Raw genomic sequence first — 20,714 nt, forward strand, 5'->3', positions numbered from 1 at the left:
AATTTCAATAATTCAACTGAAAATCAAATGTCTTGTTGAATTCTAACATTTTTTTAAATAAATATCTGAGAAAAAAGCCATAAATTAGTAATAAAACGTTTGAAAACATGGAAACTATTATAGATCAGGATATAGTCAAAATGCAGGCTCTTAAGAAAATGAAGAGAAATGCTTTGGCACTTTTGGGTGTAGCAGTGCTTCTGTTTATAATTGCTATTTATTTTAAAATTCCGATGCTGCAGGCTTTTAGCGAAGCAGCAATGGTGGGCGGAATTGCAGATTGGTTTGCAGTTGTAGCGTTGTTTCGTCATCCGATGGGAATTCCCATTTGGCATACCGCAATTATTCCAACTAAAAAAAATGAAATTGGCGAGAATCTGGGAAATTTTGTTTCTGAAGAATTTCTAAATCGCGAAAAACTGGAAATCAAATTAGAAGAGTTCAATTTTGCCACTAAAGCTTCTGACTGGCTTTCACAGGGAGAAAACGCAGATGAAATTGCCAATTTGGTTTCGGTGAACATTATTCCGGGTGTTTTAAAAACCATAAAGGATGAAGATATAAAACGATTTATTCAGGTTCAGTTTAAAGAAAAACTGGAGTCAATTAATTTAGGGGATTGGGTTGCAGTCGCATTAGAACCCCTACAGAAAGGAGATTTAAAGAATCAAATGCTGACTAACCTTCTTGAAGTAATGAGCAGTGAACTGACTAACAACAAAGATTTAATCCGACAAAAAGTTAAGTCTTCAACTCCTTTTTTGAGTTTCGGACTGGCCGATAAAAGTATTACCGAAGGTATTTTTAATGGTCTGCAGGATTTTTTAAATGAAGCTAAAAATCCTGATAGTGAAGTACGACTAAAAATTGATGAATATATTTTTAATTTCCTGGAAAAAGTAAAAAACTCAGAAGAAATGAGAATTAAAATCAATAACATGATTTTAAATTTTGTTGGTAAAAAAGAAATACAGGATTATATCAATGGGATTTGGCACGAAATAAAATTGTCCATCACAACTGATTTGGAAAAAGAAGATAATTCTTCAATTAAAAAAAGCGTTGCAGGATTTATTCAAACTTTTGGTAACGGTCTAAAGGAAGATCAGGTGATGACAGATAAAATTAATAATTTCATTAAAAATGATTTGCTTTCTGTTCTTCTCAATAATAAAAAAGTAATAGGGGATTTAATTTCATCAACTGTAAAAAGTTGGGACGGTAAGGAAGTTTCAGAAAAATTAGAACTTGAAATCGGAAAGGATCTTCAGTATATCAGAATCAACGGAACTTTGGTTGGCGGATTTATTGGACTTATAATTTACGGTGTTGAATGGGTGTATCATTATTTTGCAATATGATATCTCCATTCAGGTCAATCTTTAAAAAGCGAAAAGAGACAAATCCTAAAATTTGCCTCTTTTCTATGTAAAAAAAAGTGGTTTTCTATAATAATGAATGACATGTCATTGCTTCAGGCTGCGGAACGCCCATTAATTCTAAAATAGTAGGAGCAATATCGCCTAAAACACCATTTTGAATATTTTTTAATTCTTTATCTACCAAAATAATCGGTACCGGATTTGTTGTATGTGCTGTATTTGGGCTTCCATCAGGATTAATCATCGTTTCGCAATTTCCGTGATCGGCAATTACAATAGTTGTATAATCGTTTGCAAGTGCGGCTTCGATAACTTGTTGTGCAGAGGCGTCAACAGCTTCGCAAGCCTTAATTGCAGCTTCCATAATTCCGGTGTGTCCAACCATGTCACCATTTGCGAAATTTAAGCATACAAAATCTACTTCACCTTTGTTTAGTTCTGGTACAAGTGCGCTTGTAAGTTCATAAGCACTCATTTCAGGCTGTAAATCATAAGTGGCAACTTTGGGAGAATTTCTTAAAATACGGGATTCTCCTTCAAAAGGAACCTCTCTTCCTCCTGAGAAGAAAAACGTTACGTGCGGATATTTCTCCGTTTCAGCAATACGAATTTGTTTTTTGCCTGCTTTTTCTAAAACTTCACCAAGAGTTTCAGTGATATTATCTTTATTATAAACAACTTTTACGTTTAAATACGTTTCGTCGTAATTGGTAAGCGTAACATAATACAGGTTTAATTTGTGCATGTTTTGCTCATGGAAATCCTGCTGCGAAAGCGCTTCAGTAAGTTCACGGCCTCTGTCTGTTCTGAAATTGAAGAATATTACAACATCACCTTCTACAATAGTAGCTAATGGTTGTTCGTTTTCATCAACCATTACGATTGGTTCAATGAATTCATCTGTAATCTCTTTTGAATAGCTTTCAAGAATACTTGCAACCGCGTTTTTTGACGGAGTTCCTACTGCATTTACAACCAGGTCATAAGCTAATTTTACACGTTCCCAGCGTTTATCACGGTCCATTGCATAATAGCGTCCAATGACTGAAGCGATTTTTACCGGGGTATCTTTAATATGATTTTCTAAGTCCTGAATGTATTTGGCTCCTGATTTTGGATCAACATCACGACCGTCTGTAAAAGCGTGAACGAATACATTTTCTAAGCCATATTCCTGCGAAGCATCAATAAGTCCGCGTAAATGTGATGTGTGTGAGTGAACGCCTCCATCAGAAACTAATCCTAAAAAATGCACTTTTTTATTGTTTTCTTTGGCATAAGTAAAAGCATCAACCAGAACCTGTTCTTTCGCAAGTGTTTGATGTGCTACTGCTAAATTTATTTTGGCTAAATCCTGGTAAACAATTCTTCCGGCACCAAGATTCATGTGGCCTACTTCACTGTTTCCCATCTGACCTTCTGGTAAACCTACATTTAATCCGTCAGTACGAAGCTGTGCACTCGGGTAATGTTGGTAAAGGCTGTTGATGAAAGGGATATTTGCGTTGTCTATTGCAGATACTTTAGGGTCAGGAGATTTTCCCCAACCATCTAAAATCATAAGGATTACTTTTTTGTTCATTGGTTTTTAGTTTTTGGCAAAGATAAACCATTTATAAAATACGCAAGAAACGATTGTGACAATTATACTTTATAAAATGAACACTATTAAAAAATAGTAATTTTATTGAAGCAGGCTTTGTTTTTTAAAATTAATGCAAGTCAACTTAAATTTTTGATCGTAATTGATAGCTCTTTTTTGGCTAATAAAGTTTAAAAGATTTAGATAAATAATGTCTTTTGGAGCAATATTTACTTTGGATTTTAATCAGGTAACAAATTGTTTTTACAAATTTAATCCGGCTAAATGTTTGATTTACAATAAAGTAAATTCTTGCCAAAAAAAATCATTTGATTAGATTAGTTTAACTTTTCAACAGGTTTACTGTTAAAGTTTAAACAAAAATACCCACTTTTAGTGATATTAATTTTGTCGGTTATAAATAAATTATACATTTGTCGAGTCCCAAAACAAATATAAACTAAACGTATTCAATGATTTATAAGATTTATCCCGCAATTTTATTTTTGTTTTTGTCGTTTGCTACAGATTCTAAAAATAATGCTGTTTCTACAAATGTAGCAGCAAAAAGCATCGCAAAAGTTGAAAAATCAACTGTAGATGCTAAAATTGAAAATATTTATAATACATTAAACACAAACAATTTTGTGCTTCCTGAACTAAGAACTTTTTCTGAGGCTTTAAAAGGATTTTACTTATTGAAGGAAAAAGGAGCTATTCAAAAAGATATTTTAACCTTGATTGATTTTAGTTTGTCATCAAACCTAAAACGTCTATGGGTAATCGATTTGACATCTAATACCATCCTGTTCCAGTCTCTTGTTGCTCATGGCAGAAATACTGGTGAAGAATTTGCATCTGCATTTTCGAATATAAATTCCTCATTTAAAAGCAGTCTGGGTTTTTATGCTACAGGCGAAATTTATCAGGGTAAGCATGGAGCTTCACTTCGTTTGGATGGTCTTGAAAGAGGGATAAATGATAAAGCCCGTGAGAGAGGTGTTGTAATGCATGGTGCCGATTATGTTTCTGAATCCTTTATCAGAGCTCACAAAAGATTAGGCCGAAGCCAGGGTTGTCCTGCAGTTCCGGTTGAATTGACAGATGATATTATTCAGGCTATAAAAGGTAAATCATGCCTGTATATCTATCATCCGTCGAGAAGTTTTCCTATGGAGCAGCTAATTTCGTAATTTAGAATATAAATCTTCATCCAGATCGTAGACGTCATATCTAAATGTCAGCTTGTCTTTTTCGCTCCATGCAGTCCAGTACCATTGATATAATTTGTATTTTTTGGTAATTCGGATACTAGTAGTTTTTTTTCGGGCAATAATAGTATCTATTTTATCTTTTGACCAGTTTTTAGAATCGTCTAAAATGTGCTGGGCTAATTCCAGCGGATTTTCAACACGTACACAACCGGAACTTAAAGAACGATTACTTCTTTCAAAATAGTTTCGGTGGTTGGTATCATGTAAATACACACTATAATTATTAGGAAACATAATTTTGATTAATCCCAAAGAATTGTAATAACCCGGTTTTTGAATATATCTGTAACTTCGGGGTTTATTGATGTTCCAGTTTGCCGGGTCAACTTCATGTCCGGCGGTGTCATAAATTGTGATATTTTTGTTTTTTAAATAATTCCGATTCCGTTTCATAGCCGGAACAACATCTTCTTTTAAAATAGTAGGAGGGACGGTCCAGGTTGGGTTGAAAACAATGCTTTTAAGTGTTGATGTCAAAACTGGTGTTCTTCTTTTACTGGTTCCGACAACCACATTTCTGACAGCTGTAGTGTCATTGTTTTCTACAACATGCAATTTGAAATCAGGAATATTTACGATAAAATAATTTTCTGAAAAATCGTTTGGATACCATCTCCAGCGTTCTAAATTCGCAATGATCTGATGTCTTCTTTTTTCTTTAGAAAAATTCAAAGCATGGATAGTACTTGCTCCGATAATACCGTCGGCAACTAAACCGTGACGGGATTGAAATTTTTTTACTCCTTCAAATGTTTTGCTGTCGTAAATATTAGTTAAACTATCTTTTCCTGACATGTCATTCCAATACAACAGCCTTTTTTTGATGTTTATTAATGCAATATTAGTATCGTTAGGCTTTATCATTTCTGTTGATTCGATTAGTTTGATATTGTCAACAGGGAATTCATTGATAAGTTTTAGTGCATTTAGTAATTGTTTGTATATTGGCGCTTTTGATTGGATATTTTCAACTAAACTGTCTAAAGTGTTATGATTGAAGCTTTTTACCAAAGCAGTATTGATGTCCAGATCCTTGTCTTCAAGAGCCCAATCGCGATATATATATTTAGGATTTAATTTTCCTTCATATAAATGGGTGACAAATTTTTCAAAATTATGGGTAAGCAGCAAATCATATTCAGCAAGCTGTTTGTTGTTTAGTTTGTTGATTTGTTTTTCATAAACATCCATTTTTTTTACCCGATAATCATTTGGGTTAAGTCCTAATTCATCAGATTTTTTTAATTGAGATAAAATGTAACTTCTCTTTTTAAGATTTCCCCAAATGGTTTTGTTATCAGATGAAAGATAAAATTGTTTTAATGTTTCACTCTTATAAGCATTTATAAGTGCAGTATCTATATCAACAGTCCGCGCATCCGTAATTACGATTGCAGGCAAAGGTTTTTTTATTTTAGGTTGTGTGTCTTTTTGGTCTTTTTTACAGCTTATAAAAACACAAAACAGGAACAGAAAGTAAAGTTTATTCATCTTATAATTTTTTGTACATTAAATAATGTTCTCCAATTTCCGGGATATCAAACGGTTTTCCCTGGATTTTGTATCCCATTTTTTTATAAAATCCAACAGCAGTTATCCGTGCATTGAACCATATTAAATCAATCTTTTTTGAAATACAATATTCTTCGCAGTGCTTTACGAGAGCTTCTCCAAAACCTTTTTTTTGGTGTGACTCTACAATAGCCATGCCGCGAATCTGAGACTGCGAATTTTCTGCAAAGATAGGATTGCTTTTTAAAAACAAGGATATTATTCCTGTTAAATTTGAACTATCAAATAATCCGAAATGATGTGTAGTATCTAAGTCATCACCATCAAAAAAGCAGGTTTGAACAGGTTTTCCTTTTCGAAGTACAGGATGTCTTACAATAAAAGTTTCCTTTGCGGATATTTCTTTAATTAATGTCATGTTTTGAATAAAAAAACAAAGCTATAACATTTTAATTTTAAATAGATTACTATAAATAGTGATTTTTTATTTATTTTTTTTCAAAAAAAGCTTGTTTTAAACCTTAGTTATTTTTTATATTTGCACCACAGTAATGCGAAAGTAGCTCAGTTGGTAGAGCTCCAGCCTTCCAAGCTGGTTGTCGCGAGTTCGAGCCTCGTCTTTCGCTCTAATCGAAACTTAGGTTGAGATTTAAATTTAAATAATTTTGTTTTTTATTTTGCTGAAAGATTAAATTGTTTATATTTGCACCCTGTTAATGCGAAAGTAGCTCAGTTGGTAGAGCTCCAGCCTTCCAAGCTGGTTGTCGCGAGTTCGAGCCTCGTCTTTCGCTCTTCAAAAACCTCAAACAAATTGTTTGAGGTTTTTTTGTTTTGCACCTATTTTAAATTACCCAAATCACTTTCAGGTGCCAATTCTGTCGGAAGTTGGTTCTTTAAAAATAATCGGGCAGACAAATTCCCTTTTAAAGTAATTTTTTCCCCTTTTACTTCAAGCCAGCTGCCTTCTCTTAAGCCTAATACCGGAATTGTATTAAATGCATGGAATTCTTTGATACGTTCTTCCCGTGTTTCTCCCATGTGGGTAGATTTCTCTTCAGGATCTAAATAATGCGGATTCAGGTTAAAAGAAATCAATCCTAAGGTCTGAAAGCTTGGCGGATAAACAATAGGCATGTCATTTGTGGTCTGCATCGAAAGGCCGCAAATATTACTTCCGGCACTAGTTCCTAAATATGGAGTTCCGTTTTTGACAGTTTCAGAAAGAAGCTGCATCATATTGTTTTTGTATAATTGAGAAACCAGTAAAAAAGTATTTCCTCCGCCGGTAAATATTCCTTCGGCATTTTTTATAGCTGTTTCCGGATTTTCAAATTCATGAATTCCTTTTACAGAAATATTGATTTTCGCAAAAGCTTCTGAGGCTTTTGCAGTGTATTCATCATGAGAAATTCCGCCAGGACGTGCATATGGGATAAATAAAAGGTTTTTACAGTCTTTAAAATGTAATTTCAAGGAAGGTAACAAATATTCTAAATAGCTGCTGCCATGCAAGGTAGATGTACTGGCAATAATAACTTTTTTCATAAAATTCTAAATGGTTTTCAGGTTTAAAGGTATTAAAAAAGGGAATTTTGGCTGTTAAAAAGCGGATTTTAATTAACATATTTTTATCAAGCTGTTAATAGTAAATTTGGAGCACATTAGGATATTTTTACATTTTAAGAGTAATTCTAATTTTTTTATTTTGATTTCGAAGATTATTTGTTTTTCAGTATTGCTTTTGTTTCAGACTGGCTGGTCTCAGGATGAGCAGCGTACAATGCTAAAAGGAAAAATCGTTTCAAATACAATTGATCTGGAAGGGGTTTATGTAATTAATGCGCAAACCGAAGTAATGGCAACTACTGCTGCTGATGGCTCTTTCTCTATAATGGCGAAAATCGGAGACACACTTGTTTTTTCATCAATTCAATTCAAGGAAAACAGAATTGTTTTAACAAAAGAAAATTTCTCAGACCTTAATTTTTCAGTAAAATTAAGCCTTCTCACGCATCAATTGCAGGAAGTAATCATTAAACGTTACGATAATATTAATGCAGTGGCTTTGGGGATTATTCCGTCAGGTCAAAAAACTTATACAGAGGCAGAAAGAAAATTACATACTGCCACAGCTTTAAATCCAACTGCAAATGCCGGAACAATGGCCGGAGGTTCTGTTTCTGCTGATCCGTTGTTGAATTTCTTTTCAGGTCGTACAGCAATGCTGAAGAAAGAAGTTGCTGTAGAGAAAAAAGAGTTTTTTATGAAGCTTTTAGAAAAGATGTTCCCGGTGGATCATTTTGTAGACAGGTTAAAAATTCCTCTTGAATATGTAAAAGGTTTTGAGTATTATGCTGTAGAAAATGAAAGTTTTACTAAAATTCTGAATTCAAAAAATAAAACCTCTACAGAGTTTTTACTGGGGGAGCTAGCAGTTAAATATAAAGAGATAATTGCCAGTGAAAAATAACATTACACTCTTTATTTTAATTTTTTCTGTTTCGCAGGTTTCTCTGGGACAGGCCGTTATTTCAAAAGAAATTAAGGGACAGATTTTTGAAGAATCCTCTTTTGTAGAAGGTGTAAATATTATTAATAATACTACTCAGGTTACAACTGTATCAGATGCAAATGGAGCGTTTTCTGTTGTGGTAAAAGAAGGAGATGTTTTGGTTTTTTCGTCCGTAAATTTAGAACCTGTAAGATATCGGGTTGTGGCTGAAGATTTGGTTTCAGATTTACTTCGGATAAAAATGGCAACAAAAAAAAATGAACTCAAAGAAGTAGTCATAAATGAAAACGCCAATATTACAGCCGAAAATCTCGGAATTATTCCAAAAGATCAAAAAAAATATACTCCGGCAGAACGAAAATTAGCAACTGCCGGAGATTTTAAACCTGTACATCTTTTAGGTTTATTGGGCGGGTCTGTAGAAATTGATCCTGTTATTAATAAAATAAACGGTCGTACTAAAAAGTTAAAGATAAATCTGGAAATTGAAAAAAAAGAATATTATATTGAAGAATTAGGTTATTTGTTTGAGGAGGAATATTATATTGACTATTTAAAAATTCCTTCAGAACATATTCGTGGATTTAAGTTTTATTTGGTCGAGAACCAACAGGTGAAAATGCTTTTAAAGGAAAAAGACAAGGCTAAATTAACTCTTTTAATGAGTGAATTAGCATTAAAATACAATGAAATAATTGCAAGTGAAAATAAATAATATTCTATATGTCATCTCATTATTTATCCTTCAGATTTCTTTTGGACAAACCTACGGTGCCAAAGAAATTCAGGGACAAATTTTTGAGCAGTCTACTGTGGTAGATGGCGTGAATATTATTAACAATAATACGCAGGTTACGGCTGTTTCAGATATAAACGGAATGTTTTCTATTCTGGTAAAAGAAGGGGATGTTTTGGTTTTTTCTTCGGTAAATCTTGAGCCTTTAAAACGTCGGATTAGTGCTGAAGATCTGGCTTCAAATTCAATTACAATAAAAATGGCAGCAAAAGAAATCGAGCTAAAAGAAGTAATTGTAAATGAGAATGCCCATATCACAGCAGAAAACCTCGGCATTATTCCGCATGGACAAAAAAAATATACGCCGGCTGAACGAAAAGTTTATACCGCAACATCAACTTCTGTAGACAAAGTATTAAATGCCATTTCCGGAAGAACTGCAATGTTGAAAAAAGAAGCTAAAATTGAGAAAAAAGAAATCCTTTTTAGAAAGATGGAATATCTTTTTGAAGAAAACTATTATACAGATCGTCTTAAAATTCCGTCAGAACATATCAAAGGATTTCAGCTTTATTGCGTGGATAGTCCCGAATTTGCTGTATCTTTGAGTACTAAGAATAAAACGATGAGTATGTTTTTAATAACAGGTTTGGCTCAGGAATATCTAAAAATCATAGAACATGAAAAGTAAATTAGGAGTATTTGTAGTATGTTTATTTTGTCAATTTATAATAGGACAGACTAATTCGAGAAAACCTTTACACGGAAGAGCGGTTAATAGTTCTCTTCCTATAGAAACGGGTAATGTTATGAATATAAATGCTAATACCAGAACTTTTATAGGGCCAAACGGATTGTTTGATATCGTGGCAAGACCTAAAGATACCCTACTTTTCACAGGTATGGCGTTTCAGTCCAAAAAAGTTGTACTAACAGAAAAAGACTGTGCAGAAGTGCTTTTTTCAGTGTCTTTGGATTTAGTAAATGTTGAATTAAAAGAGGTTTTGGTTCATAAAGAATTAAAAGTAAAATCATTACAGGGAGGCTCTCAAAGTATTGTTGATACACAGTTTGAAGATGATAAACTGTCTTCTCCAAAAAATAAGGTAATGTATTCAGATCAGACAATTAAATACGGAACCGATTTTGTCCGAATTTTTAAAGATGTGAAAAAGCTGCTTCGTAAAGACAAAGAAGTTGAAGAAGAAGTCATAAGTGATATTGCTTTCGTTGCCTATGCTAAAGACAATTTTACACCTGACTTTTACACTAAAACACTGGGGCTAAAAGAAGATGAAATTGATTTGTTTTTAATGTATTGCTCTAATGATGCTGAATCCAAAAGGCATTTAAAAGCGGATCAAAAGTTTGAATTGATAGATTTTATGATTAATAAAAATAAAGATTTTAAGAATGCTGAGGTAAGCCAAAAATGAAAAAGAATATAATGTATTCCCTTGTTGGAATATTGTTTTTATCACTGTCGTCTTTTGCATTTCATAAATTCTACATGGGGATTTTTCAGGTGAATTATGCGGTTGAAAAAAAAATGATTCAGATAACTTCAAGAATCTTTGTGGATGACCTGAATAATGCAATCGAAAAAAAATATCATAAAAAAACCTTTATCGGAACTGAAAAAGAAACCCAGACCGATCTGGATTTGTTAAAAAGATACCTTGCAGAAAATTTCAGCATTAAAATAAACGGTCAGCCCAAAACCATTGTCTTTTTATCCAAAGAACTCGAAGCAGATGATGTTTTGGTTTGTTATTCCAGAATTACTGCCGTAGAAAAATTTAAAACATTAGAAATTACAAACACAATTTTGACAAGCTGGAATTCTGAACAGCAAAACATTACACATATTTCAGCCTATGGTACTAAAAGAAGTGTTCTTTTTACAGAATCTTCAAGGAAAGAAGTGTTAAAGTATTAATGAACAGGTGAAGGTTGTTGTTTTAATTGCTATTTTCACCGCATCAAAAAATTCCAAAAATATTTATGAAATGAGCATCATTCAGGAATTGGTTGCAGTTACCAATTATGATATGCGAATTACATATACCAAAAAATAATAAATTCTGCATATGAAAAGACTTTCATTACTATTGCTTTTTCCTGTTATGTTATTTGCTCAGGAAAAAAATACGGATACTGCTCCAAAGCAACAAGGAAAGTATGATACGAACAAATTTAGCCAGATGTACGATTTAATGGCTACGCCAAATATGTTTCGTACAGCATCAGGTGCGCCAGGCCCTGCCTATTACCAACAACAGGCAGACTACAAGATTGATATTGAATTAGACGATAAAAACTCAAAATTAAACGGTTCTGAAACAATTACGTATTCCAATAATTCGCCTGACAGTTTAGAATATCTATGGATTCAGCTGGATCAGAATCAGGCTAAAGCCAATACTCAGTCAACTTTGGCAGAAGGTGAAAAAATTAATCAGGTATTTCCATTAGGGAGCTTTTCAGATAAATATCTGAAGAAAAACCTTGAACGTGGTTTTAATATCGAATATGTAAAAGATTCGAAAGGAAATCCGATGTCCTATACAATCAATGAAACCATGATGCGTATCAATCTGGATAAACCTTTAAAACCCGGAGAAAAAATTTCACTGGCTATAAAATGGTGGTACAATATCAATAATTATCAAAAAGAAGGCGGGCGTTCGGGTTATGAATTGTTTGAGAAAGATGGCAACAAATTGTATGTAATTGCTCAGTTTTACCCTCGAATGGCGGTTTATAATGATGTTGAGGGCTGGCAGAACATGCAGTTCTGGGGAAGCGGAGAATTCGCATTACCATTTGGAAATTTTGATGTAAATATTACAGTTCCTGCTGATCACGTTATAAATGCCACTGGGGAACTAATAAACAGAAGCGAAGTTTTTACGCCTGAACAGGTAAAACGTTACCAACAGGCTCAGAAATCTTTTGACAAACCGGTTGTAATTGTAACACAGACTGAAGCTGAAGCAGCTGAAAAAGGTTTTTCTGAAAAGAAAAAAACATGGAAATTCAGTGCAAAAAATGTGCGCGATTTCGGAATCGCTTCTTCAAGAAAATTTATTTACGACGCTATGGCTGTAAAAATTGGAAGCCGAACCGTAATGGCCGAATCGGTTTATCCAAAAGAAGCAAATCCGCTTTGGGGAGAAACTTCAACGTTAACTGTGGCACATACTTTAAAAAGTTATTCTTCACACACATTTGACTACCCTTATCCTAAAGCAGTTTCAGTTTCAGCTGAAGATCAGGGAATGGAATATCCAATGATTTGCTGGAACTACGGGCGTCCTGATGAAAATGGCGTAACCAGCAGGGAAGTTAAAAACGGAATGATAGGTGTAATAATTCACGAAGTTGGACACACTTTCTTCCCGATGATTGTAAACTCAGATGAGCGTCAATGGACCTGGATGGATGAAGGTTTAAACTCATTTTTAGAATATCTGGCAGAACAGGAACTGGATCCAAAATTTCCTTCAAGACGCGGGCCTGCCAAAAATATTGTTCCGTATATGAGTGGAGACCAGAAGTTTTTGGAGCCCATTATGTCTAATTCTGAAACCATCCATCAATTTGGAAATAATGCCTACGGAAAACCGGCTACAGGGCTCAATATTCTGAGAGAAGTCGTAATGGGCAGAGAATTGTTTGATTATGCTTTTAAAACCTATGCCAACAGATGGAAGTTCAAACATCCAACTCCGGAAGATTTTTTCAGAACGATGGAAGATGCTTCTGCAGTTGATTTAGACTGGTTTTGGAGAGGATGGTTTTATTCAACTGATTTTGTAGATATCGGAATCAAAGAGGTAAAGCAATATTATGTTTCTGAAACTCCAACAACAGATATCAAAAATGTCAAAGTGAGAAAAGGACGCTTCGGTTACGAAAAAGGGCCATTTGTTTATTTGGTAGCAGGTGATAATACAGAAGTAAGTGCTTCGAATAAAAAGCCCCTGAAAGTTGAAGATTTTAAAACACTCTCAGATTATATAAACGAAACTTTCAGTGCCGAGGAAAAAGCAAGTATAAAATCACCTAAATATTTTTATGAAGTTGAATTTAATAAACCTGGCGGAATGATTATGCCAATTTTGGTTGAAATTACTTATGAAGACGGTACAAAAGATAATTATAAGTACCCGGCACAAATCTGGCGAAAAAATAATACAACGGCTAAGAAGGTTTATGCAACTGAAAAAGCAATTAAAAGTATTCATATAGATCCGAAATTATTGACAGCTGATATTGACGTAGCCAACAATTCGTGGCCAAAAGCAGAACAAAAGTCAAAATTTGATTAAATATAAAATTTAAAATCACTCTGAAAAGAGTCTTTTTTTAAGTAAATTTTAGAACACGTGCCTGCAAAATTTAATATCTTTGTGACACAAAAAAATAAAAGATATGTTTGGTATAGGAGGAGGAGAATTAGTTTTTATAATGTTTATAGTGCTAATGCTTTTTGGTTCAGATAAAGTGCCTGAAATTGCCCGAACGATGGGTAAAGCGATGGCACAGTTAAAAAATGCAACAAACGATATTAAAAACGAAATTCAAAAAGGGGCAGAGGAAAATGGTTTTGACACAAAATCCCTGACTGACATAACCGGTAATATCAATGCTCAGATCAATGATGCAAAAACCAATCTGCTTGGTGATTCCGGAAACTTTTTGGGAGATACAGCAACAGAAATTAATAAAGTAAAAGAAGATATCGACTCCATTTCAGGACCTATAAAACGTCAAAGATAATATGCTCGAAAAAATACAGGAATTAGATACCAGTTTGCTTGTGTATCTTAATAGTTTAGGTTCTGAAACATACGATCCGCTTTGGCTGATTATTACCAAACAACTTTACTGGACTCCTGTTTTTTTATTAATGTTTTATCTTATATACAGAAAAATAGGGGGAAAACAAACCTTGTATTTACTGCTTTTTATAGCTGTACTAGTTGCTTTTACAGATCAGGCTACTAATTTATTTAAAACTACTTTTCAACGCTTACGACCTTGTAATAATCCTGAAATCAATACAATTATCAGGGTAGTACAATCCCGAAAATCATACAGTTTTTTCTCAGGTCATGCCGCTAATACTATGGCTGTAGCTACCTTTTTATTTTTCGTTTTAAAACACCATTTTAAATATTTAGGATTCTTGTTTTTATGGCCTTTAATCTTCGCCTATAGCCGTATTTACTTAGGATTGCATTACCCTGGAGATATACTTACAGGTTATTTTTTTGGAGCGCTTTTCGGATTTTTGATGTTCAAAATCTATCAAAATTTAAAGGCAAAATATTTTCCGGGATAATTTTCAGGAGCTGTTTCCGGCTGTCCGCTATATCTTTTGTTTTTTTTAAAGAAAAAACAAAAGGATGCCGCTTCCATCCGGGCTATGACATTTGTGTTTTCAAAACAAAATATTAGTCCAAAAGAACTGTTTTCTCACTCCACTCTAATTCGTTCGGAAGTTCGTGTTTGCTAAATTCAATATGAATAACTCTTCGTCTTTCGTTATTTGTAGTTTTGTTTGAAGCATGAAACAATAAAGGTTTCATAATCATGATACCACCTTTTTCAACTTCACAAATCGTTTCTTCTTTTTTTTCGAAATCCAGATTTTCAATCCTTAAAACTCCTTTTGAGTGTGAATTATTGATCACTTTCAAAGCACCATTATTTCTCGTAGTTTTATCAATATGAATTCTGATAGTGAAATTGTTTTCCAGAATTTTACAGGCGGCTGAACTGCAAACTGGTTTTGTTTTACAGTCCAGTTTTCAAATTGGCAATCTCAATTTTTTTATTGACAGAAATGGTCAAATCCTGATGATATGCCACAAACCAGTTTGATTTTTCAGGTTTGTCAAAATAAATGGATTTGGTTATAAAATACCCTTCACCAAAAGTCTCTTCAATAATATGTTTTAAATTTTGGTTAAAAATAAAATCTAAACTTTCCGGGACTTCTTTATGAAATTGTCTTATAGCAAACAAATCCTGTGATTTCCTGAAAGTTGCATTTTCAGGATTACTTTCAGTTGTATTTTCAATTATAGAAATTAATTTTTCAATTTCACTTTCTGTGTAAACCAGATTTATAATTGTAAAACCGTTAGAATTTATTTCGTGTAAATGGCTCATTAAAAATAGTTTTTGGTCAAAACCTCAAAATCTTAGTAACTCAGTCACTTTGCTTAAGTAATTAAAGCACTCTCGAAACAGTCAATCCATCACGAATTGGCAATAAAACTGTTTCTACTCTAGGATCATTTTTCAAAAGCAAATTATATTCTAAAAGTATTTTTGTACTTACATCATTAGGATGTACCGGTTCGAGGATTTTTCCGCTCCATAAAACATTGTCAGACAAAATGATTCCGCCCTTATTCATTTTCGGAACAATCATTTCCCAGTAATTAATGTAGTTTTCTTTATCAGCATCAATAAAAACCAAGTCAAATTTCACATCCAGAGTCGGAATAATATCGATTGCTTCGCCCAAATGCTGAAAAATTTGTTGTCCCCATGGCGAAGCATCAAAATATTTACGCTGAAAATCAACAAGCTCTTCTTTAATATCAATGGTGTGAAGCTGTCCGTTTTCCTGCATTCCTTCACAAAGGCACAAAGCTGCATAACCGGTATAGGTCCCTATTTCCAAAATATTTAGCGGTCGGATCAGTTTCGATAGCATACTTAAAACACGACCCTGAAAATGTCCGCTTAACATTCTGGGCAATAGAATTTTCTGATACGTTTCTTTATTTAATCTGGCGAGTAATTCCGGTTCGTTTTCAGAATGCTGTTCGATATAATCTTCTAATTCCTGTGATATAAAATGCATGAGATAATCTTCTAAATTTGAAGGACAAAAATACAAAAAATATCGGGTAACTTTTTTGCATAAAAAAACCATCCGTTTTAGCGAATGGTCTTGATTTTGAATTCTGATGAAATTATTTTTTCAAGGCTTCATTTACATCTTTTGCAGTTTTCACTGTGCCGTCTTTAGCAGCTTTAGCAGCAGCTTCTACTTTTTCAGCACCTTTTTTAGTAGCATCTTTTACATCTTCTATGGTCTCTTTAGTTTTTTCTTTTGCTTCCTCAGTAGCTGCTTTTGCTTTATCGGCTGCATTTTCTGCTTTCACAACGGCACTGTCTTTTACTTCTTCAATATCTGATGTCAGTGAATCTACTTTGTTGCCAAGTGTCAATTCATCTTCAGGTTTGTTTGCTTTTTTGTCTTCACAAGACTGAACTCCGAATGCTAATAAAGCGATAACTGCTAAACTTAAAATTTGTTTTTTCATGATTAATTAATTTTTTAAAAATTGATAAAATATAAAGGTTATAAAGCTGAAAAAATAAAAGTACAAATTTTTAAATGAAGCGCTCTTTGTAAGATTATTTTCCTTTTGAGTGCAAGACAATTCCCGTGCCAAAATTTTACTTTTTCAACCGAAACCTAATTTTTTTATGAATTAGTTTTATACAATTAATTTAATCATTTATTTGAAATTCCTCTGTTTATTTAACAACTAAATTAGTATCATTTTTGCCGAAATCTGTCAAACTAATATTGAATATAATGGTTAATTCTTTTCCTGTTCTTACCACTCCAAGAGCAGCCGTAGGAGGTGCCATCTCAAAGTCTCCAAAAGTTATTCTGTTAGAGCCTTTCAAAGTAAAGTTTCCATTTTCGTTCGCTGTTATCCTTACCTGAGTTCTAAAATCTTTACTAACCCCGGCAATTGTATAGGTTCCGGTGAAATTCCAGGTCGTTTCATTTACTTTATCTGCAGATTTTAAAACATATCTGATAGCTTTGTGCGTTTTGGTGTCCAGCGTTTCATAAGCGATTTCATCCATACTGGTCTTACTGCTTTTAATGCTTTCTGCTGCTACCGTAATGGTTAAACTTTTAATATCTGTCAGTTTAGAATCTGTTGCGGTTATGATTGCAGAACCGGTTGCCTCAGTAGATTTCATAGACCAGTCGTGTACCGTAGAAGTACCCGCAACCTCAAAGGCTGCTCTTTCTATGGTATATTTTTTTTGTGCGTTTACTTGTAATGACAATGTGATTACGATTGCGAATAAAATTGATTTGATTGTTCTCATCTGTATGCATATTTGGGTTTAAAATAAGTAAGACATTGGTTTTGCCAGAAAAACTGCTGTCTTTTCTTGTACCAAATTTATTCGGAATTTAGCGCAGTGAAGCTGATAAAAATCATGGTTAAAAAAGTATTATAGCATTATAATCATAGTGAGATTGAGAGTTAAAATGTAATAACTACTTATGTAAGTTATGCTAGACTATAAGATATTGTATTTTATTGTTTTTGATAATTCCCTAATTAGGTATTCTATTTTACCGGCATTGAGCAAGAATGGTTTCAAAAAGCTGAAAAAAATAACAAAAGTGATTAACTTTGCAACATGCAAATTGAGAAAAAAGACATAAGAGCCCTATCAAAAGATCAGTTACGTGAGTTTTTTGTTGCAAATAATGATAAAGCTTTTCGTGGAAACCAGGTGTATGAGTGGTTGTGGAGCAAGGGAGCACATAGCTTTGATGATATGACCAATGTAGCAAAACCTACAAGGGCGATGCTTGAAAACAACTTTGTGATTAATCATATCAAGGTTGATACAATGCAGCGAAGCAATGACGGAACTGTAAAAAACGCAGTTCGTCTGCATGACGGTCTGGTCGTAGAATCTGTTTTGATTCCTACTGAGACCAGAACAACAGCCTGTGTGTCCAGTCAGGTGGGATGCAGTCTGGATTGTAATTTCTGTGCAACAGCCAGATTAAAAAGAATGCGAAATCTGGAACCGGGCGAAATTTACGATCAGGTTCTGGCAATTGATAAAGAAAGCCGTTTGTATCACAATCATCCGCTTTCAAATATTGTTTTTATGGGAATGGGTGAACCTTTGATGAATTATAATAATGTTATCAAAGCTATTGATATGATTACTTCACCGGAAGGTTTAGGAATGTCGCCAAAACGTATCATGGTTTCAACATCAGGAATTCCGAAAATGATTAAAAAAATGGCCGACGATGATGTGAAATTCAAATTGGCGGTTTCCCTGCATTCTGCAATTGATGAAGTTCGTGCACGAATCATGCCTTTTAGCCAAAATTTTCCCTTAAAAGATTTGCGCGAAGCTTTGGAATACTGGTATCGAAAGACCAAAAGTAAAGTTTCATATGAATACGTGGTCTGGAAAGGAATTAATGATAATAAAGCGGCTGTAGATGCTTTGGTCAAATTTTGTAAATATGTTCCCTGTAAAGTCAATCTGATTGAATACAATCCAATTGATGACGGGGAGTTTCAACAAGCTTCAGAAGAATCTATTCTGGCTTATATAAAAGCATTGGAAAATATTGGAGTGGTGGTAAAAGTACGCCGAAGCCGCGGAAAGGATATTGATGCTGCCTGCGGACAATTAGCGAATAAAGAAGCATAGGAATAAATATTTCTAAGAACAAAAAGCATTAAAAACAAAATTCGTACTTGTTTTTAATGCTTTTCTTTTGGGCAAAAAAGGGGTTATTTTTTCAAATCTATTTCTGTAGTTATGCCATCTTTGGTTACATTTACAAGAGTATTGCAGTCACCGTTTCCGTAATCAACAATAGCGTTTGCACCATTTTTTGTGATAGATAAAATCCCTTTTAAAGCAAATGGTTTTTTGCAAGTACCGTTAAATTCAAGTGGTGTAGTGATTTCGGCTGAGAAAGTATCACCATTTGGGAAAGTTGTTGTTCCGCTTCCGGTAACAACAGTAACATTGTCTTCCCAATTAAACCAGGTATCATAACCTGCAATGGTTTCTTTTGTCAAAGTTCCTTTTCGGGTATAAACTCCTCCGTCATCAAACGTAATGGTTAAGTCTATTGCTGCTGTCAGGACAGGATGTACTTCTGATTGTAAGGCGGTAGCTTTTTTAGTACGGACAATGCTTTTGCTCCCCTGAAGTTTTTTACCATTATGATAAAATCCCTCGAAAGTGTAACTGATAGTTTGAGTCGAGGCTGAAAAATCATTAGAGAATGAAATAACCATTTTTCCTTTTACAGAATTGCCATTTTCAAGTGTACAGCCTTCAATACCAAAATCAACAGTTTTTGTCCATGTATTATTGGTTAGGGCTGTAGTAACCGTAGCACAACTTGGCAGAAAGTTTTTGATGAGTCCGTCTGGTTTATTATTGATGTTTTGTTGTGCGGTAAATTGATCTTCTGCAATATTGGTAACATCTTCTATAGACGCATCTATTTTAGAATTGGTGATGATTTCATCATTAGAAATTGTTTTGGCCGTTCCGTCATTTGTATTTTCATCGGAGTTACAACTCATGAAAAAACATAAAATGATGCATGTCCCGAAGAATGAAATTTTTGTCTTCATAATAAATAATTTAAGTTCTACTTTTAATTAAGGCTTCAAATTAGGTATTAGAATTAGATGTTTTTTTGGTGATTTTTAGAATTAGCACATAAAAAAATGTTATACTAACCTAAATAAACAACGTTTTTTTATTTAAAATAGTATATTTGAAAACGAAATGAATATTACTTCTCAAATAAAACAGCCTATTTTTAATGAAATGGAACTTTTCGAAAAAAAGTTCTACGAATCAATGACCTCAAAGGTTGCATTATTAAACCGTATAACCTATTATATTGTAAATCGTAAAGGAAAACAAATGCGTCCTATGTTTGTTTTTTTGACTGCAAAAATGGTTTCAGGCGGTATTGTAAATGAGAGAACCTATCGTGGCGCTTCTGTAATTGAACTGATTCATACTGCAACTTTAGTTCATGATGATGTTGTTGACGATAGCAATCGTCGACGCGGATTTTTCTCTATCAATGCACTTTGGAAAAACAAAATTGCGGTTTTAGTTGGGGATTATTTGCTCTCAAAAGGACTGTTGCTTTCAATCGACAATGGTGATTTTGATCTTTTAAAAATTATTTCTGTTGCTGTGCGTGAAATGAGCGAAGGCGAATTACTTCAGATTGAAAAAGCAAGAAGACTTGATATCACCGAAGAGGTTTATTACGAAATCATCCGGAAAAAAACCGCTACGCTTATTGCTGCTTGTTGCGCTCTTGGGGCGAAAGCAGTAATCGAAGACGATATTCAGGTTGAGAATATGCGTAAATTCGGTGAGCTTATCGGAATGGCTTTTCAGATCAAAGACGACTTATTCGACTACAGCGAAGAAGCTATCGGAAAACCAACCGGAATCGATATTAAAGAGCAAAAAATGACTTTGCCTTTAATACATGTTTTAAATACCTGTACTCCGCAGGAAAAAAAGTGGCTCATCAACTCCATCAAAAACCATAACAAAGACAAAAAACGAGTGAAAGAAGTGATTGCCTTTGTAAAAAACAATAATGGTCTGGCTTACGCCGAAAACAAAATGGTCGAATTCCAGCAGGAAGCACTCTCCCTTTTAGAAAATTACCCGGATTCTGAATTCAAAGATGCACTTACTTTGATGGTGAATTACGTTATTGAAAGAAAGAAATAATTCTTTTTAATTAGAAAATTAGATAATTATAAAATTGTTTTACTTTGTTGTAAATCAGTTATTTATCTTTGTGTTTTTTGGAATTTGATTTTTTTTTATTGAAATTTTT

General features: G+C 33.7%; 22 protein-coding genes and 2 tRNA genes. 14 read left to right on the forward strand and 10 right to left on the reverse strand.

What is annotated here, in order from left to right; all coding sequences use genetic code 11:
- Positions 1 to 107 precede the first annotated feature (107 nt).
- Entirely contained in the window at positions 108 to 1,361 is a 1,254-nt protein-coding gene (locus GXM16_RS03245; RefSeq protein ID WP_163392662.1) for a DUF445 domain-containing protein, read from the forward strand.
- An 85-nt stretch (positions 1,362 to 1,446) separates the two neighbouring features.
- Here the strand turns inward: GXM16_RS03245 and gpmI are convergent, their stop codons facing one another.
- A complete protein-coding gene (gene gpmI / locus GXM16_RS03250) occupies positions 1,447 to 2,964 on the reverse strand; it encodes a 2,3-bisphosphoglycerate-independent phosphoglycerate mutase (RefSeq protein WP_163392665.1) in 1,518 nt (505 codons plus the stop codon).
- Positions 2,965 to 3,437: 473 nt separating this feature from the next.
- On the opposite strand from gpmI, the gene GXM16_RS03255 reads away from it, so the two are divergent.
- Entirely contained in the window at positions 3,438 to 4,157 is a 720-nt protein-coding gene (locus tag GXM16_RS03255) for a murein L,D-transpeptidase catalytic domain family protein (RefSeq protein WP_163392668.1), read from the forward strand.
- Here GXM16_RS03255 and GXM16_RS03260 read toward each other — a convergent pair.
- Together GXM16_RS03260 and GXM16_RS03265 are read right to left on the reverse strand one after the other, a co-directional pair.
- Positions 4,146 to 5,729 carry a L,D-transpeptidase family protein gene (locus GXM16_RS03260; RefSeq protein WP_163392670.1) on the reverse strand — a complete coding sequence of 528 codons (1,584 nt, stop codon included), beginning with the start codon at positions 5,727 to 5,729 and terminating at the stop codon, positions 4,146 to 4,148. The two genes, GXM16_RS03255 and GXM16_RS03260, sit on opposite strands and share 12 nt — an antisense overlap.
- Position 5,730: 1 nt before the next feature.
- The gene (locus GXM16_RS03265) at positions 5,731 to 6,168 is read right to left on the reverse strand and encodes a GNAT family N-acetyltransferase (RefSeq protein WP_163392672.1); all 438 of its coding nucleotides are present in this window, start codon (positions 6,166 to 6,168) and stop codon (positions 5,731 to 5,733) included.
- A 135-nt stretch (positions 6,169 to 6,303) separates the two neighbouring features.
- Here GXM16_RS03265 and GXM16_RS03270 point away from each other — a divergent pair.
- Together GXM16_RS03270 and GXM16_RS03275 are read left to right on the forward strand one after the other, a co-directional pair.
- Positions 6,304 to 6,376, forward strand: a tRNA-Gly gene (locus tag GXM16_RS03270).
- Positions 6,377 to 6,468: 92 nt separating this feature from the next.
- Positions 6,469 to 6,541 (forward strand) — tRNA-Gly (locus GXM16_RS03275).
- A gap of 46 nt (positions 6,542 to 6,587) precedes the next feature.
- Here the strand turns inward: GXM16_RS03275 and pepE are convergent.
- Positions 6,588 to 7,295, reverse strand: a complete 708-nt coding sequence (pepE, locus tag GXM16_RS03280) for a dipeptidase PepE (RefSeq protein WP_163392674.1) — start codon at positions 7,293 to 7,295, stop codon at positions 6,588 to 6,590.
- A 160-nt stretch (positions 7,296 to 7,455) separates the two neighbouring features.
- On the opposite strand from pepE, the gene GXM16_RS03285 reads away from it, so the two are divergent.
- From GXM16_RS03285 to GXM16_RS03320, 8 genes are all read left to right on the forward strand, one after another.
- A complete protein-coding gene (locus GXM16_RS03285; protein WP_163392676.1) occupies positions 7,456 to 8,220 on the forward strand; it encodes a peptidase associated/transthyretin-like domain-containing protein in 765 nt (254 codons plus the stop codon).
- Entirely contained in the window at positions 8,210 to 8,977 is a 768-nt protein-coding gene (locus tag GXM16_RS03290) for a carboxypeptidase-like regulatory domain-containing protein (RefSeq protein WP_163392678.1), read from the forward strand. The genes GXM16_RS03285 and GXM16_RS03290 overlap by 11 nt, the downstream gene beginning before the upstream one ends.
- Positions 8,964 to 9,689 carry a carboxypeptidase-like regulatory domain-containing protein gene (locus GXM16_RS03295; RefSeq protein WP_163392680.1) on the forward strand — a complete coding sequence of 242 codons (726 nt, stop codon included), beginning with the start codon at positions 8,964 to 8,966 and terminating at the stop codon, positions 9,687 to 9,689. The genes GXM16_RS03290 and GXM16_RS03295 overlap by 14 nt, the downstream gene beginning before the upstream one ends.
- On the forward strand, positions 9,679 to 10,434 hold the full coding sequence (gene bamP / locus GXM16_RS03300; RefSeq protein WP_163392682.1) for a BamP family beta-barrel-assembly machinery protein: 756 nt from the start codon (positions 9,679 to 9,681) through the stop codon (positions 10,432 to 10,434). The genes GXM16_RS03295 and bamP overlap by 11 nt, the downstream gene beginning before the upstream one ends.
- On the forward strand, positions 10,431 to 10,937 hold the full coding sequence (locus GXM16_RS03305; RefSeq protein WP_163392684.1) for a DUF6702 family protein: 507 nt from the start codon (positions 10,431 to 10,433) through the stop codon (positions 10,935 to 10,937). Before bamP ends, GXM16_RS03305 begins: the two co-directional genes overlap by 4 nt.
- A gap of 151 nt (positions 10,938 to 11,088) precedes the next feature.
- Complete coding sequence (locus GXM16_RS03310; RefSeq protein ID WP_163392686.1) at positions 11,089 to 13,332, forward strand: M1 family metallopeptidase; 2,244 nt, start codon at positions 11,089 to 11,091, stop codon at positions 13,330 to 13,332.
- Positions 13,333 to 13,435: 103 nt separating this feature from the next.
- On the forward strand, positions 13,436 to 13,783 hold the full coding sequence (locus GXM16_RS03315; RefSeq protein ID WP_163392688.1) for a Sec-independent protein translocase subunit TatA/TatB: 348 nt from the start codon (positions 13,436 to 13,438) through the stop codon (positions 13,781 to 13,783).
- A 1-nt stretch (position 13,784) separates the two neighbouring features.
- The gene (locus tag GXM16_RS03320; protein WP_163392690.1) at positions 13,785 to 14,348 is read left to right on the forward strand and encodes a phosphatase PAP2 family protein; all 564 of its coding nucleotides are present in this window, start codon (positions 13,785 to 13,787) and stop codon (positions 14,346 to 14,348) included.
- 112 nt (positions 14,349 to 14,460) lie between these two features.
- Here GXM16_RS03320 and GXM16_RS23040 read toward each other — a convergent pair whose 3' ends face one another.
- From GXM16_RS23040 to GXM16_RS03340, 5 genes are all read right to left on the reverse strand, one after another.
- Entirely contained in the window at positions 14,461 to 14,700 is a 240-nt protein-coding gene (locus GXM16_RS23040) for a phytanoyl-CoA dioxygenase family protein (protein ID WP_308422525.1), read from the reverse strand.
- 103 nt (positions 14,701 to 14,803) lie between these two features.
- Positions 14,804 to 15,181 (reverse strand): hypothetical protein, encoded by a 378-nt coding sequence (locus GXM16_RS23045; RefSeq protein WP_308422524.1) that lies wholly within the window; start codon positions 15,179 to 15,181, stop codon positions 14,804 to 14,806.
- A 61-nt stretch (positions 15,182 to 15,242) separates the two neighbouring features.
- The gene (locus GXM16_RS03330; RefSeq protein WP_163392692.1) at positions 15,243 to 15,884 is read right to left on the reverse strand and encodes an O-methyltransferase; all 642 of its coding nucleotides are present in this window, start codon (positions 15,882 to 15,884) and stop codon (positions 15,243 to 15,245) included.
- 112 nt (positions 15,885 to 15,996) lie between these two features.
- Positions 15,997 to 16,350, reverse strand: a complete 354-nt coding sequence (locus GXM16_RS03335; protein ID WP_163392694.1) for a hypothetical protein — start codon at positions 16,348 to 16,350, stop codon at positions 15,997 to 15,999.
- 217 nt (positions 16,351 to 16,567) lie between these two features.
- Positions 16,568 to 17,161, reverse strand: coding sequence for a YceI family protein (locus GXM16_RS03340; protein ID WP_163392696.1), 594 nt, complete (start codon positions 17,159 to 17,161; stop codon positions 16,568 to 16,570).
- A gap of 321 nt (positions 17,162 to 17,482) precedes the next feature.
- Here GXM16_RS03340 and rlmN point away from each other — a divergent pair, with 321 nt between their 5' ends.
- On the forward strand, positions 17,483 to 18,526 hold the full coding sequence (rlmN, locus tag GXM16_RS03345; RefSeq protein ID WP_163392698.1) for a dual-specificity RNA methyltransferase RlmN: 1,044 nt from the start codon (positions 17,483 to 17,485) through the stop codon (positions 18,524 to 18,526).
- Between the two features lie 83 nt (positions 18,527 to 18,609).
- Here rlmN and GXM16_RS03350 read toward each other — a convergent pair whose 3' ends face one another.
- Positions 18,610 to 19,470 (reverse strand): hypothetical protein, encoded by an 861-nt coding sequence (locus GXM16_RS03350; protein ID WP_163392700.1) that lies wholly within the window; start codon positions 19,468 to 19,470, stop codon positions 18,610 to 18,612.
- 157 nt (positions 19,471 to 19,627) lie between these two features.
- Between GXM16_RS03350 and GXM16_RS03355 the strand changes: the two genes are divergently transcribed.
- Positions 19,628 to 20,605 carry a polyprenyl synthetase family protein gene (locus GXM16_RS03355; RefSeq protein WP_163392702.1) on the forward strand — a complete coding sequence of 326 codons (978 nt, stop codon included), beginning with the start codon at positions 19,628 to 19,630 and terminating at the stop codon, positions 20,603 to 20,605.
- Positions 20,606 to 20,714 lie beyond the last annotated feature (109 nt).

The sequence above is a fragment of the Flavobacterium limi genome (assembly GCF_010645075.1).
GTDB lineage: Bacteria > Bacteroidota > Bacteroidia > Flavobacteriales > Flavobacteriaceae > Flavobacterium > Flavobacterium limi.

Coding starts and splice junctions, on each gene's coding strand:
- GXM16_RS23045 (WP_308422524.1), bottom strand. CDS start 15,181: ATGAGCCATTTACACGAAATAAATTCTAACGGTTTTACAATTATAAAT.
- GXM16_RS03315 (WP_163392688.1), top strand. CDS start 13,436: ATGTTTGGTATAGGAGGAGGAGAATTAGTTTTTATAATGTTTATAGTG.
- GXM16_RS03255 (WP_163392668.1), top strand. CDS start 3,438: ATGATTTATAAGATTTATCCCGCAATTTTATTTTTGTTTTTGTCGTTT.
- GXM16_RS03305 (WP_163392684.1), top strand. CDS start 10,431: ATGAAAAAGAATATAATGTATTCCCTTGTTGGAATATTGTTTTTATCA.
- GXM16_RS03320 (WP_163392690.1), top strand. CDS start 13,785: ATGCTCGAAAAAATACAGGAATTAGATACCAGTTTGCTTGTGTATCTT.
- GXM16_RS03330 (WP_163392692.1), bottom strand. CDS start 15,884: ATGCATTTTATATCACAGGAATTAGAAGATTATATCGAACAGCATTCT.
- pepE (WP_163392674.1), bottom strand. CDS start 7,295: ATGAAAAAAGTTATTATTGCCAGTACATCTACCTTGCATGGCAGCAGC.
- GXM16_RS03265 (WP_163392672.1), bottom strand. CDS start 6,168: ATGACATTAATTAAAGAAATATCCGCAAAGGAAACTTTTATTGTAAGA.
- GXM16_RS03340 (WP_163392696.1), bottom strand. CDS start 17,161: ATGAGAACAATCAAATCAATTTTATTCGCAATCGTAATCACATTGTCA.
- GXM16_RS03310 (WP_163392686.1), top strand. CDS start 11,089: ATGAAAAGACTTTCATTACTATTGCTTTTTCCTGTTATGTTATTTGCT.
- GXM16_RS03350 (WP_163392700.1), bottom strand. CDS start 19,470: ATGAAGACAAAAATTTCATTCTTCGGGACATGCATCATTTTATGTTTT.
- GXM16_RS03335 (WP_163392694.1), bottom strand. CDS start 16,350: ATGAAAAAACAAATTTTAAGTTTAGCAGTTATCGCTTTATTAGCATTC.
- GXM16_RS03245 (WP_163392662.1), top strand. CDS start 108: ATGGAAACTATTATAGATCAGGATATAGTCAAAATGCAGGCTCTTAAG.
- bamP (WP_163392682.1), top strand. CDS start 9,679: ATGAAAAGTAAATTAGGAGTATTTGTAGTATGTTTATTTTGTCAATTT.
- rlmN (WP_163392698.1), top strand. CDS start 17,483: ATGCAAATTGAGAAAAAAGACATAAGAGCCCTATCAAAAGATCAGTTA.
- GXM16_RS03355 (WP_163392702.1), top strand. CDS start 19,628: ATGAATATTACTTCTCAAATAAAACAGCCTATTTTTAATGAAATGGAA.
- gpmI (WP_163392665.1), bottom strand. CDS start 2,964: ATGAACAAAAAAGTAATCCTTATGATTTTAGATGGTTGGGGAAAATCT.
- GXM16_RS03260 (WP_163392670.1), bottom strand. CDS start 5,729: ATGAATAAACTTTACTTTCTGTTCCTGTTTTGTGTTTTTATAAGCTGT.